Below are 12,762 nucleotides of genomic sequence, written 5' to 3'. Positions count from 1 at the left end.
TCATATTTCAAAAAATTAGGTTAAAGCCAATTACTATAAGGCTTTAACCTGTTTTTTACCAACTATTTTGTCTACTATGCCTAAAAGATGCTGAGCATCGTTATTGGCTTAACCCCGTACGCCAGTGCGGGGTACAAAAAAGGGGCGTATTCAATACACCCCTAAAATCTTGCTGAAATCGTTAATTATTTAACAATTTTTGCTACCACACCAGCACCTACGGTACGGCCACCCTCACGGATAGCGAAACGTAAACCTTGGTCCATCGCGATTGGGTGGATTAAGCTCACAGTCATTTTGATGTTATCGCCTGGCATAACCATTTCCACGCCTTCTGGTAATTCGATTGTACCTGTTACGTCAGTTGTACGGAAGTAGAACTGTGGACGGTAACCTTTGAAGAATGGAGTGTGACGTCCGCCTTCTTCTTTTGATAATACGTAAACTTCTGATTCAAAGTCGGTGTGTGGGGTGATTGAACCTGGTTTAGCAAGCACTTGACCACGTTCGATTTCTTCACGTTTAGTACCACGTAATAATGCACCGATGTTTTCACCTGCACGACCTTCGTCAAGTAATTTACGGAACATTTCAACACCTGTTACGGTTGTTTTCGCTGTATCTTTGATACCCACGATTTCAACTTCATCACCAGTACGTACGATACCACGTTCAACACGACCAGTAACAACGGTACCACGACCAGAGATTGAGAACACGTCTTCAATTGGTAATAAGAACGGTTGGTCAATCGCACGCTCAGGTTCTGGGATGTAAGTATCTAAGTGGTTCGCTAACTCAACGATTTTTTCTTCCCATTCTGCTTCGCCTTCAAGGGCTTTTAAGGCAGAACCACGTACGATTGGGGTATCGTCGCCTGGGAAATCGTATTGTGAAAGAAGTTCACGTACTTCCATTTCCACTAATTCTAATAACTCTTCGTCATCTACCATGTCGCATTTGTTTAAGAATACGATGATGTATGGCACACCTACTTGGCGACCTAATAAGATGTGCTCACGAGTTTGTGGCATTGGGCCATCAGTTGCTGCAACGACTAAGATTGCACCGTCCATTTGTGCCGCACCTGTAATCATGTTTTTTACATAGTCGGCGTGTCCCGGACAGTCAACGTGTGCGTAGTGACGAGTTGGAGTATCGTATTCAACGTGTGAAGTGTTGATGGTGATACCACGTGCTTTTTCTTCTGGTGCGTTATCGATTTGGTCGAATGCACGAGCTGAACCACCGTATTTTTTTGCTAATACAGTGGTAATTGCTGCTGTTAAAGTTGTTTTACCATGGTCAACGTGGCCGATTGTACCCACGTTAACGTGCGGTTTTGTACGTTCAAATTTTTCTTTAGACATGTTAAGAAGTCCCTCTAAAAAACACGGTTATTGATGGTACAATAACACCACATTAACCTAATGTAACTAAAATTCGGTTTATATCAAAGGAAGTTGAAATTAAGAAGTGGTGCTGATAGGCGGATTTGAACCGCCGACCTCACCCTTACCAAGGGTGCGCTCTACCAACTGAGCTATATCAGCGCTTACTTGGAGCGGGCAGCGGGAATCGAACCCGCATCTCTAGCTTGGAAGGCTAGGGTAATAGCCATTATACGATGCCCGCAGTCCTAAATTCATCTGTCCATCAAACAAATTCATTGAAAGTGGTGGAGGGAGAAGGATTCGAACCTTCGAAGGCTGAGCCAACAGATTTACAGTCTGCCCCCTTTGGCCGCTCGGGAACCCCTCCACTAAATGAATTGCCTGTTTACGAAGAATGGTGCCGACTATCGGAATCGAACTGATGACCTACTGATTACAAGTCAGTTGCTCTACCTACTGAGCTAAGTCGGCATTCGTAAGCAAGTGGTGCGTATTATAGGGAAATTTTACGCCCTGACAAGTATTTTTTATCAAAAAAATAAAAAATTACACTTATTCGACTAATAAACAAGCAGAATAATAGAAATTTTCCTTAAATCTCAACATTCTTGGAAAAATTTCTGCAAAACGATCACGAATTAAGGTATATTTCACCCTATTATTCTTCTACCAAATTAAAGATATTATTGTGACGGATGTAATTTCTCCTATAACGGAATCATTGAGCCCGTTTTTAACCTTTCAGCGTGAACAATGGGCCGAGCTACGAAAAGCGGTGCCTTTAAAATTGACCGAACAAGATTTAAAACCCTTATTAGCGTTTAATGAAGAATTGTCTTTAGACGAGGTCAGCACGATTTATTTGCCTTTGGTGCGTCTGCTAAACTATTACATTGAAGAAAATATCCATCGCCAAACCGTATTAAACCGTTTTCTCGGCGTACAAGCGCCCAACGTACCTTACATTATCAGTATTGCGGGGAGCGTTGCGGGAGGAAAAAGCACTTCAGCCCGAATTATTCAATCCTTACTCAGCCACTGGCCAGATGAACGCAAAGTCGATCTTATCACCACGGATGGCTTTTTATACCCCCTTAATATCCTAAAAGAAAAGCATATTTTAGATAAAAAAGGCTTTCCGATTTCCTACGACACCCCAAAACTCCTCCAATTTCTGGCGGATCTAAAATCTGGCAAACACAATATCACTGTCCCGATTTATTCACATATCACTTACGACATCATTCCCGATCAGTTCATGACCATTGATCAACCCGATATTCTGATTTTAGAGGGACTTAACGTCTTGCAAATCAGCACCAAAGCGGAAACCTTTGTGTCCGACTTCGTGGATTTTTCTATTTATGTAGATGCAGAAGAAGAACGCCTCAAAGAATGGTATATCCATCGTTTCCTCAAACTCCGTCAAAGTGCGTTTAATAATCCAGATTCCTATTTTAAACATTACGCCAACTTGTCCGAACAAGAAGCCATTCAAACGGCGAGTAACATTTGGGATAATATCAATGGATTAAATTTAAGAGAAAATATATTACCCACCAGAGAACGTGCCAATCTGATCCTAAAAAAAGGGGCAGATCATGCGGTGGAATTAGTTAAATTAAGAAAATAACGAAAAAAAGCACCGCACTTTTCCATTGATAAAAATAGCCAAAGGGTTATATCCTTTGGCTATCTCTTATATATTCAAACAAGCCACAAAATGCTCTTTTTCTCTTTTCAGCGTAGGCGTAACTTTCGCACAGTTCTCCGTCACTTTCGGGCAACGGGTACGAAATACACAACCTGACGGTGGATTAATCGGCGACGGCAAATCACCCTCCAACAGTTGAATGGTTTTATTGCGTTCCAACTTCGGATCAGGAATTGGCACGGCGGACATTAAGGCTTGCGTATAAGGATGTTGAGTATGATTAAATACCTGTTCATCGGTACCTAACTCCACCGCATTGCCTAAATACATCACCAATACACGGTCGGAAATATGTTTTACAATGGATAAATCATGCGCAATAAAGATCAGGCTTAATCCCATTTCCTTTTGTAATGATTTCAATAGGTTGACCACTTGTGCCTGAATCGACACATCTAACGCTGACACAGGTTCATCACAAATAATAATTTTCGGTTCGATAATTAACGCTCGAGCAATACCAATACGTTGACATTGACCGCCTGAGAATTCGTGTGGATAACGGTTGATCACATTCGGTAACAAGCCTACTTTAATCATCATGTCTTGCACTTTTTGCTTCACTTCCGCTTTGGATAAATGGGGTTGATAAATTTCCAATGGCTCGGCAATAATTTCCCCAATATTCATGCGTGGATTCAGTGACGCCAACGGATCTTGGAAGATCATCTGAATATCTTTACGGGTGTCTTTCCATTCCTTTTGCGATTGGTGAGCAAGGTTTTTACCTAGCCATAAAATCTCGCCGGCAGACGATTCTACCAAGCCAATAATGGCACGAGCGAGGGTAGATTTGCCACAACCTGATTCGCCCACCACACCCAAGGTTTCGCCTTGATAAAGTTGAAACGACACATTGTTTACGGCTTTCAGGGTTAAGGGTTTGGCAAAAAATAGGGATTTTTTGTTTTTAATTTTGAAATTTACCGACAGTTGGTTCACTTCAAGAATCGGTTGTTTTTCAGTCATGCGACAAACTCCTTGGCATCAATCCAACAGTTGCGTAAACGGTTATCCGCCCACTGACTTAATTTCGGGGCAGTTAAACATTGTTCATGCACATATTGACAACGTGGCGAAAACGGACAGCCTTGCGGTAAACGTAGCAAATTTGGCGGATTACCTGCAATGGTTTTTAACTCGTGAGATTGGCTATCCAAACGCGGAATGGCTTCCATTAAGCCCATAGAGTAAGGGTGCGTTGGTTGATAGAAAATCTGCTCCGCACTGCCATATTCCATAGTTCGTCCAGCATACATCACTAGCACTTTATCACAAATCCCTGCTACCACGCCAAGATCATGGGTGATCATAATAATTGCCGTGTTAAATTCTCGTTTGAGTTCGTTTAACAAGGTCATAATTTGGGCCTGAACCGTCACATCTAACGCCGTGGTCGGTTCATCAGCAATCAATAATTTCGGACGGCATAATAACGCCATGGCGATCATCACCCGTTGTCGCATCCCGCCTGAAAATTCGTGCGGATACATGACCATCCGCTTTTTGGCTTCGGGCATTTTCACCGCATCCAACATTTTCACGGATTCAGAAAATGCGGTGCGTTTATCCATATTTTTGTGAATCCGCAACACTTCCATTAATTGATCGCCCACTTTCATATAAGGGTTAAGGGATGTCATGGGATCTTGGAAAATCATGGCAATATCTCTGGCACGAATTTCATTCAGCTGACGTTCGGACAGGGTTAATAATTCTTGTCCATTAAATTTGGCTGAACCAAAGGTTTTCCCATTGCTGGCGAGTAATCCCATTAAGGCAAACGCCGTTTGCGACTTGCCCGAACCTGATTCGCCCACAATGCCAAGGGTTTCCCCTTGTTGCAAGGTGAAATTCAGTTCGTTTACGGCTGTGACATCACCGTCTGGGGTAGAAAATTTTACCGATAAATTTTGTACATCAAGCAAATTATTCATTGTCACTCCTATCGCTCTTTCGGATCGAGTGCGTCACGCAATCCGTCACCAATAAAGTTAAAACAAAATAGGGTTAAACATAAAAAAGCCGCAGGGAAAATCAATAACCAAGGGGCGCTTTCCATTTGTGCCGCACCGTCATTTAACAAAGATCCCCAACTACTCATTGGCTCTTGAATGCCTAAACCTAAGAAACTTAAAAAGGATTCAAATAAAATTAATGACGGCACTTCCAAAGAGGCGTACACCACCACAATCCCCAACACATTTGGCACAATGTGGCGGAAAATCACTTTACGGCGTGGCACGCCACACACAATCGCTGCTTCAATAAATTCCTTATTTTTCAAGCTCAGAGTTTGTCCACGTACAATCCGTGCTAAGTTCAACCAAGAAATCATGCCGATTGCCACGAAAATCAGTAAAATATTTTTCCCGAAAAAGGTCACCAACAAGATCACGAAAAACATAAAAGGGAAAGAACTCAGAATTTCCAAGGCACGCATCATCAGCATATCTACGGTTTTGCCGAAAAAGCCAGAAATTGCGCCATAAACTGTGCCAATTAACACCGCGATTAACGCCCCTAAAATGCCCACCATCAGGGAAATGCGTCCACCCACGGCAATCCGCACTAACAAATCACGCCCTGAACCGTCCGTACCTAAATAATGGCCCGATTCAAACTCAGGGGCGGCACTCATCATATTCCAGTCGGTATCTTCAAAGCTAAAGGGCATTAACATGGGCGCAAAAATAATAAACAGCACAATCAGCACCAGCGTAAACAAACTAAACATGGCGGCTTTATTGGCCATAAAACGGCGTTTGGTATCTTGCCACAAACTGCGACTTTCCATTGGCAGGGCATTGGATTGCTCCAACAATTTTTCGGCTAATGCTTTGTTTTGTTGCATTTTTAACATATTAGTCCCCTACGCTCGCAATTTTGGATCAATCACCGCATATAAAATATCTACCACGGCATTAAAGAAAATCGTAAGCGTCCCCACTAAAATGGTTAAACTTAGCACCAAAGAATAATCCCGATTTAACGCACCATTCACAAATAATTGCCCGATACCCGGTAAGCCAAATACTTGCTCAATCACCATAGAACCGGTGATAATCCCCACAAAGGCAGGTCCTAAATAAGTTACGACTGGAATAATCGCAGGGCGTAACGCATGTTTAAAAATAATCCGTCGCAATGGCAAACCTTTCGCTTTAGCAGTACGAATAAATGGAGAATGTAGCACTTCAATCATGGAGCCACGCATAATCCGTGCAATCCCAGCCACATAGCCAATGGTTAACGCCACCACAGGTAATGCCATATAATATAGCGTACCACCGTTCCAACCACCAGCAGGCAACCAACCTAAATAAATGGCAAAAACTAGCACTAACAACGGTGCAATCACAAAGCTCGGAATAATCACCCCTGTCATGGCAAAACTCATCACCAAATAATCCCACCGACTATTTTGATTTAATGCTGCCACAATGCCAGCCAATAAACCCAAGGTAACCGCAAACACAAAAGCCGTTAACCCGAGTTTAATAGAGACAGGAAAAGCGGACGCAATTAAAGTGTTAACAGTTTGATCTTTATATTTAAAAGATGGGCCAAAATCTCCATGAGAAAGATTTTCCAAATACAAAAAATATTGCTTATGTAACGGCTCATTGAGATGATATTTGGCCTCAATATTCGCCATCACTTCCGGTGGATAGGCTTTTTCAGTGGTAAACGGATTACCCGGTGCAAGTCGCATCAGGAAAAAAGAGACCGTAATCAGAAGAAACAACGTCGGAATCGCCTCAAGCAGTCTTCTAATAATAAATTTAAACATAAGGACAGCCCACAAAAAATAATAAAATTAATAAAAAAAGCACCGCACATTTGCCCATAGATCAGATGCAACCCATAGCAAATTATCCAGTACATTCCCACTTTGGGAAAAAGGCATTCCCCTGAAAAATTTCAGGGGAAGTATGTTAATGTTTAACAATATAAAGATTTCTTAACAACACTCTATCTTGTGGATCTTTACCTGAATAACCTTTGACAAAGTTTTTCACCAAACGTGGATTCACATAGTTATAAATCGGCACAATAGCGGCCTCTTCAGCTAAAATCGCTTCGGCTTTGGCATAGGCATCTGCACGCTGATTTTCATCTAATGCGGCTCGAGATTCCATCACTGCGGCATCATACTTCTCACTGCGATAAAATGCGGTATTATTACTCGAATTAGATAAGAAATAATTCACAAAGGTAGAGGCTTGATTATAATCACCATTCCAACCTGCACGAGCCACATCATAGGCTTTACTACGACGTGATGCAATATAGGTTTTCCATTCTTGGTTTTCTAATTTCACATCAACGAGCCCTTGCGTATTGGCTTTCCAAATAGATGCCGCTGCAATGGCGACTTTTTTATGGTTTTCATTGGTGTTATAAAGAATCGTAAATTTCAATGGATTGGATTTGCTAAAGCCAGCATCTTCTAACAATTTCACCGCCTCTGCATTACGTTCTGCCATTGGTTTAGTTGAATAGGCTGGCTGTTGGATTTTCTCACCCTCGCTAATATAAGTTGGTGTAAAGACATAAGTTGGAGTTTGCCCTTGCGCCATAACTTTGTCGGTAATAATATTACGATCTAACGCCAAATTGAGCGCTTTACGTACTCGCACATCATCAAACGGTGCTTTGCTATTATTCAACTCATAGCTGTATGTGGCTAAAGTTCGGGTGATAAATAACTCGTCTGGTAATTCTTTTTTCAATTTAGCGAATTGCTCGGTCGGCAAGGCATAGTTAGTTATTTGCAAATCCCCCGCACGATAACGTTGTACGTCCGTCGTCGGATTTTCAATGCTCAACAGCGTCGCTTTGTCGATCACGGTTTCTTTATCATTCCAATAATACGGGTTACGTGCAAACACGATTTTTTCATTAATCACGTGATCTGTTAGAATATAAGCCCCGTTCCCGACAATATTTTCTTCTTTCACCCAGTTATCGCCAAATTTCTCAATCACTTTTTTAGGCACTGGCAACATGGATTGGTGAGACGTTAAGCCAACTAAATAAGGCACGGCATTGTCCAAAGACACTTCAAAGGTCAAATCATCAATAGCTTTCACGCCCAACGTATCAGGAGATTTTTTGCCATCAATAATATCTTGTGCATTCGCTACCTGCATATAGGTTAAAAAACTGGCATAAGGCGAGGCGGTTTTTGGGGTGACTAAACGCTGCCAAGAGAACACAAAATCTTGTGCAGTAACAGGATCACCATTAGACCATTTTGCATCCTTACGCAAATGGAAAGTCCAAGTTTTATAATCATCGGAATGCTCCCAAGACTCTGAGACACCAGGGATCGTATTGCCCTCAGAATCAGCCGTCGTTAACCCCTCAAACAACTGTAGTGCAACGCCTGATTCTGGCGTCCCTTCCGTTAAGTGCGGATCAAAACTTTGCGGTTCTGAGCCATTGTTAATGGTAATTTCTTGTGCAGCGGCCAATTCCACGCCCTCTGGCACTTTCGCTGCGTTGGCAGAAAATGCAAAAGCTAACGCCACAGCGCCAGCGAGTAAAGATGGTAATAATTTGTGTTGCATATAATCGACTCCTCGTTATTTTGTATTATGTTCTGTTCTTTTATGGCAGAAAAACAGGAGTTTGTAAAGGACTAGATTAAAATTAAGAGGGTAAATTGATGTTTTGTTGAAAATATCCCCTAATTTTATAGGGATTAATGATAACACAATAAAAAATAGGGGTTCTGACCAAATAAGCAAGTAGAGAAGAAACGGAAAAATAAGCGCAATTATCGGTCATCCACACCCTGTAATAAATAATTCCCCTCCAAGTCACACAGGCTACGGAAACCCACATTAATGGTTTGAAAGGCATTTTTACGGTTTAATTGGGTATAATCAAAATTCTCATGATGATGACCATGATACAGTTGTTTTACCCCCATTTTTTCCGCCAACTGATTTAACACACGAAAACCTAAGGGGTGAGGTTTCGGGGCCTCGTGGCAAATCAGAATATCCGCTTGTTGGGTTTCAAGGGTTTCAATATCAGAGGGAAAAATCGACACCCGATGACGCAGTGGAATACCGTTGCGCCATAACCCCTCAGGTGGACAATATTGACAATAATGAATCGGGTCGAAAAAAACCGGCTTACTCGGTGGCATCCAAATTTGCCCCCGAAACACACCGCCCAAACCAGCAATCCGTTTGCCCTCAATTTCTACCACTTGACCATGTAAATTACGTTCTTTCCAATGGCTACCCCAAATGGCATCAAAGGCCGCCACGATTTTGCTGTCATGGTTGCCGTGAATAAACCAAATATCGCAATATTTGGCTAAGTCATCTAAGGGTTGCGGACTGGTCAGTTGCAGATCGCCGAGGATAATTAGGCTAATATCCGAACGAGCCTGCACAAAAGGGTACAGGTGTTCATAACTACCGTGGGGATCGCCAGCAAATAAAATCATTCTTCCTCTGTTTCCGTGAAAAGACTGTGGTCGTGGGTCAATTCTGTAATTTCTTCATCATTGAGGATTTTTTCCACAATGGCTTTGGCCTGATTATAACGCGCCAAATAACTCGGTGACTCAATTTCAATATAAGGCACTTTATATTTATCTAACAATTTTTTCAGTAATTGTTGGAAACGCTGACGGGCTTTATTTGAGCCCAAACTCCGCAAACCATCATCTACCCATTTTGTGTTGTTATTCAATAAGATTGTCACATCAAAAGGATATTCTTTAATCATGGAATCTAAAAACGGATGCGCTTTGCCCTCGTATTGAATACAAAACGCTTGCGTGGTAATAAAATCCGTATCGATAAAGGCCACTTTGTGCGCATGGCGCAAGGCATAATCAATATAACGTTGATGTCCGAGCGCCATTTGCGGATAATCGGAATATTGCATGGCTTGCTCATCACCACCGAGCTGTTCAAACACAAATTCCCGTCCGTATTCCCACGCTGACGTGGTGTTAAATACCGCTGCTAATTTATTCACCAACACGGTTTTACCGCTACTTTCGCCCCCTAAAATGGCAATGGTTTTAGCGAAAAATGGACGTACTTCTTTCGGAATAAATTTCCAATAATGGAACGGATTATTGCGAATTTTGGTTGCCGATACATTAAAGAATTTGCGGTCAGGATCCACCAACACCACGTCCAAATTCAAGTATTTTTCATAAGGCGCTTTATCTTGGATCTCGCTGCTAAACACCACGGTCGGATTGACATTTTTTTCTTTAAACAAGGCTTTCACGGCACCCGACCAGCCCGCCCAGCCATTCGGATAACTTGGAATGCCATCTTCCAATAAATGGTGAATAAAAATCTGATCCTTATGATATTTAAAGATTTGTTGCATCCAACGCAAGCGGTCTTGCACCGTCGGCATGCGTTTCATTTTGCTGTCATAAAACAGCTTGAGATCCCGTTCCGTGTCGCTACATACAATCACGTGCAGTTCATCCACTTTACTAAAGGCCTCAAAAATCATATTAATGTGGCCCGTATGCACAGGGTAAAACTTACCGAAAATCACGCCTACTCGCTTAGGCTCAGGTGCATTGGCAATTTTTAAGGCTTTATGCAGTGCCGCTAATTTTACCGCACTCGGATTTTTAATTTTGCCCGAGACCAACTGATTAAAATAAGCTCTGGAAATATTGGCTTTTTCACAAAGTTCATTGACTTGTAAATTCAACTGCTTACGTTTTTGTTGGAGATAGGAATAATCGTCACTCATTGGAAAATCCTTAAAAAATCACCGCACTTTTGTTATTCAAATCCACAAACTGCGGTGTTAATTTGTCTTGTTTTGTCTATTGTATGCAATATCGGGCAGGAATAAAAACCTTTTTTACAAATAGCAATCAAATTAAACTGGTGCTATACTTACCCCGCATTCTCAGGGCAGGGTGAAATTCCCTACTGGCGGTACAGCCCGCGAGCGTTCTTGTTTAACGAGAAGTCAGCAGATTTGGTGTGATTCCAAAGCCAACAGTATAGTCTGGATGAAAGAGAGTAACAGGTTCTTTTCAGAACTTGTTTTTGTCATTTCTTACGCCCTGATTCTGGTAACTTATATTTGCATTTTTTAAGGAATTTACTATGAATCAGTCATTATTATCCCCTTTTGGCACCGCAGAACAACGTGTCATTAACGCCTTAAATGCCTTTAAACAAGGCAACGGCGTGTTAGTTTTAGACGATGAAGATCGTGAAAATGAGGGCGATTTAATTTTCCCAGCCGAAACCATCAACACGGAACAAATGGCGAAATTGATTCGCTACGGCAGCGGTATTGTATGTTTATGTATCACCGATGAACGCTGTCAGCAGTTGGATTTACCCCCAATGGTACAAAACAACACTAGCGTGAATAAAACTGCTTTTACAGTCACTATTGAGGCTGCGCAAGGCGTCTCCACGGGCGTATCTGCAGCCGATCGTGTTACCACCATTAAAGCCGCTGTGGCAGAGGGGGCCAAACCCGCAGATTTACACCGCCCAGGCCATGTTTTCCCATTGCGTGCGGTAGACGGTGGCGTATTAAAACGTCGTGGCCATACCGAGGCGTCGGTGGATTTAGCGGTATTAGCGGGCTACAAACCGGCCGCCGTGATTTGTGAAATCACCAACGACGACGGCACCATGGCAAGAACCCCTGAAATCGTGGCATTCGCCCAGAAATTTGGCTACCCCGTGTTGACCATTGAAGATTTGGTGGCCTATCGATTAAAACAGGCTCAATAACAAAACGCCATGCAACGCTTTGCTTTCTTTGAAGAGGCAAAGCGTTTTTATATGCGCTTTATTCTGGTATCCCTCGCAAGGTGGGGACGGGTTGATAAGGCGCCATATTGGTCGGTGCAGGCAAATCACTAAACAATAAAATAAACGGTTTTGGTGGTACGACTTTCTCCTCACGCCACAAACTGCCCATACTGACTAATTGAATATCGTCAGGCAACTTCGCCAAACCCGCTTGCAACACCGCTATGGTATTTTTACGTGGATGACCAATCACAATAGCTGTGCCATGTTTACGTGCATAAGCGAGAGATTGTTGAAATTGACGTTGCACATCAGCAAGCACATCACTATCATCAAGAAACAAATGACGGTCGAGGGCTTTCACGCCTTGTTGTTTAGCAACCTTGCTCGCCACACTACTGCCGATAGTTCGACTATCCAAAAAGAATAAATGCTGTTTTGCCAATTCTTGCATCAAAAAGGTCATCAAAGTGGGATCGGAAGTGGCTGCACTGCCCATATGATTATTCATGCCAATGGCATAAGACACCTTATTTTTCGCCTGTTGTACATGTTTTACGACTTCAGCTTGCGACATGCCTAACAGTAAACCGCCCTCTTCAATTTTTAAATTCGCTTTAGGTTGCATTGGCATGTGGATTAACACATCTCGCCCTTGTGCATGGGCTTGTTGATTACGCTGACTGGCATAAGGTGCCACAGGAATAATCGCCACAGAAATTTGTGTTGGCATAGCAAAAACGGCGGCATCTTCTTTCTGGTGATAACCCACATCATCAATCACAATGGCCAATTTAGCTGGTTGTGCTTGGACAATACCGCCCAAAAGTGCGGTACTAAAAAGCAAAATTTTGTGTAATTCCATTTT

Annotated in this window: 11 protein-coding genes, 4 tRNA genes and 1 riboswitch; of the genes, 2 read left to right on the top strand and 13 right to left on the bottom strand. The window is 42.4% G+C overall.

What is annotated here, in order from left to right:
- Nucleotides 1-185: 185 nt before the first annotated feature.
- From tuf to ACTG7L_RS06290, 5 genes are all read right to left on the bottom strand, one after another.
- Nucleotides 186-1,370: an elongation factor Tu gene (tuf, locus tag ACTG7L_RS06310; RefSeq protein ID WP_439257405.1), complete on the bottom strand. Its 1,185-nt coding sequence runs from the start codon at nucleotides 1,368-1,370 to the stop codon at nucleotides 186-188.
- A gap of 107 nt (nucleotides 1,371-1,477) precedes the next feature.
- Nucleotides 1,478-1,553 (bottom strand) — tRNA-Thr (locus ACTG7L_RS06305).
- A 7-nt stretch (nucleotides 1,554-1,560) separates the two neighbouring features.
- Nucleotides 1,561-1,635, bottom strand: a tRNA-Gly gene (locus ACTG7L_RS06300).
- Between the two features lie 41 nt (nucleotides 1,636-1,676).
- Nucleotides 1,677-1,761: transfer RNA gene (locus tag ACTG7L_RS06295), tRNA-Tyr, on the bottom strand.
- A gap of 28 nt (nucleotides 1,762-1,789) precedes the next feature.
- Nucleotides 1,790-1,865, bottom strand: a tRNA-Thr gene (locus tag ACTG7L_RS06290).
- Between the two features lie 214 nt (nucleotides 1,866-2,079).
- Here ACTG7L_RS06290 and coaA point away from each other — a divergent pair.
- Nucleotides 2,080-3,027, top strand: a complete 948-nt coding sequence (gene coaA, locus ACTG7L_RS06285; RefSeq protein WP_439327865.1) for a type I pantothenate kinase — start codon at nucleotides 2,080-2,082, stop codon at nucleotides 3,025-3,027.
- A gap of 66 nt (nucleotides 3,028-3,093) precedes the next feature.
- On the opposite strand, the gene oppF is transcribed toward coaA, so the two are convergent.
- From oppF to nadR, 7 genes are all read right to left on the bottom strand, one after another.
- Entirely contained in the window at nucleotides 3,094-4,077 is a 984-nt protein-coding gene (gene oppF / locus ACTG7L_RS06280) for a murein tripeptide/oligopeptide ABC transporter ATP binding protein OppF (protein WP_439327858.1), read from the bottom strand.
- The gene (locus tag ACTG7L_RS06275) at nucleotides 4,074-5,045 is read right to left on the bottom strand and encodes an ABC transporter ATP-binding protein (RefSeq protein ID WP_439327857.1); all 972 of its coding nucleotides are present in this window, start codon (nucleotides 5,043-5,045) and stop codon (nucleotides 4,074-4,076) included. Before ACTG7L_RS06275 ends, oppF begins: the two co-directional genes overlap by 4 nt.
- An 8-nt stretch (nucleotides 5,046-5,053) precedes the next feature.
- Nucleotides 5,054-5,962, bottom strand: a complete 909-nt coding sequence (oppC, locus tag ACTG7L_RS06270; protein ID WP_439327864.1) for an oligopeptide ABC transporter permease OppC — start codon at nucleotides 5,960-5,962, stop codon at nucleotides 5,054-5,056.
- Between the two features lie 18 nt (nucleotides 5,963-5,980).
- Nucleotides 5,981-6,901: an oligopeptide ABC transporter permease OppB gene (gene oppB, locus ACTG7L_RS06265; RefSeq protein WP_439327856.1), complete on the bottom strand. Its 921-nt coding sequence runs from the start codon at nucleotides 6,899-6,901 to the stop codon at nucleotides 5,981-5,983.
- 145 nt (nucleotides 6,902-7,046) lie between these two features.
- Nucleotides 7,047-8,684 (bottom strand): ABC transporter substrate-binding protein, encoded by a 1,638-nt coding sequence (locus tag ACTG7L_RS06260; RefSeq protein ID WP_439327855.1) that lies wholly within the window; start codon nucleotides 8,682-8,684, stop codon nucleotides 7,047-7,049.
- A 209-nt stretch (nucleotides 8,685-8,893) separates the two neighbouring features.
- Nucleotides 8,894-9,577 (bottom strand): metallophosphoesterase family protein, encoded by a 684-nt coding sequence (locus tag ACTG7L_RS06255; RefSeq protein ID WP_439327854.1) that lies wholly within the window; start codon nucleotides 9,575-9,577, stop codon nucleotides 8,894-8,896.
- The gene (gene nadR, locus ACTG7L_RS06250; RefSeq protein ID WP_439327853.1) at nucleotides 9,574-10,863 is read right to left on the bottom strand and encodes a multifunctional transcriptional regulator/nicotinamide-nucleotide adenylyltransferase/ribosylnicotinamide kinase NadR; all 1,290 of its coding nucleotides are present in this window, start codon (nucleotides 10,861-10,863) and stop codon (nucleotides 9,574-9,576) included. Before nadR ends, ACTG7L_RS06255 begins: the two co-directional genes overlap by 4 nt.
- A 154-nt stretch (nucleotides 10,864-11,017) precedes the next feature.
- Nucleotides 11,018-11,147: riboswitch (FMN riboswitch) on the top strand.
- Nucleotides 11,148-11,228: 81 nt separating this feature from the next.
- Here nadR and ribB point away from each other — a divergent pair.
- The gene (gene ribB / locus ACTG7L_RS06245) at nucleotides 11,229-11,873 is read left to right on the top strand and encodes a 3,4-dihydroxy-2-butanone-4-phosphate synthase (RefSeq protein WP_439327852.1); all 645 of its coding nucleotides are present in this window, start codon (nucleotides 11,229-11,231) and stop codon (nucleotides 11,871-11,873) included.
- Between the two features lie 58 nt (nucleotides 11,874-11,931).
- Here the strand turns inward: ribB and ACTG7L_RS06240 are convergent, their stop codons facing one another.
- Nucleotides 11,932-12,759: a divergent polysaccharide deacetylase family protein gene (locus ACTG7L_RS06240; protein WP_439240222.1), complete on the bottom strand. Its 828-nt coding sequence runs from the start codon at nucleotides 12,757-12,759 to the stop codon at nucleotides 11,932-11,934.
- Nucleotides 12,760-12,762: the final 3 nt, after the last annotated feature.

The organism is Lonepinella sp. BR2357 (genome assembly GCF_051851525.1).
GTDB lineage: Bacteria > Pseudomonadota > Gammaproteobacteria > Enterobacterales > Pasteurellaceae > Lonepinella.
This window is presented reverse-complemented; position numbering and strand designations above follow the sequence as displayed.

Bases quoted from the DNA above. Each gene is read 5' to 3' on its own strand.
- tuf (WP_439257405.1), bottom strand. From the start codon at position 1,370: ATGTCTAAAGAAAAATTTGAACGTACAAAACCGCACGTTAACGTGGGT.
- oppF (WP_439327858.1), bottom strand. From the start codon at position 4,077: ATGACTGAAAAACAACCGATTCTTGAAGTGAACCAACTGTCGGTAAAT.
- ACTG7L_RS06275 (WP_439327857.1), bottom strand. From the start codon at position 5,045: ATGAATAATTTGCTTGATGTACAAAATTTATCGGTAAAATTTTCTACC.
- oppC (WP_439327864.1), bottom strand. From the start codon at position 5,962: ATGCAACAAAACAAAGCATTAGCCGAAAAATTGTTGGAGCAATCCAAT.
- oppB (WP_439327856.1), bottom strand. From the start codon at position 6,901: ATGTTTAAATTTATTATTAGAAGACTGCTTGAGGCGATTCCGACGTTG.
- ACTG7L_RS06260 (WP_439327855.1), bottom strand. From the start codon at position 8,684: ATGCAACACAAATTATTACCATCTTTACTCGCTGGCGCTGTGGCGTTA.
- ACTG7L_RS06255 (WP_439327854.1), bottom strand. From the start codon at position 9,577: ATGATTTTATTTGCTGGCGATCCCCACGGTAGTTATGAACACCTGTAC.
- nadR (WP_439327853.1), bottom strand. From the start codon at position 10,863: ATGAGTGACGATTATTCCTATCTCCAACAAAAACGTAAGCAGTTGAAT.
- ribB (WP_439327852.1), top strand. From the start codon at position 11,229: ATGAATCAGTCATTATTATCCCCTTTTGGCACCGCAGAACAACGTGTC.
- ACTG7L_RS06240 (WP_439240222.1), bottom strand. From the start codon at position 12,759: ATGGAATTACACAAAATTTTGCTTTTTAGTACCGCACTTTTGGGCGGT.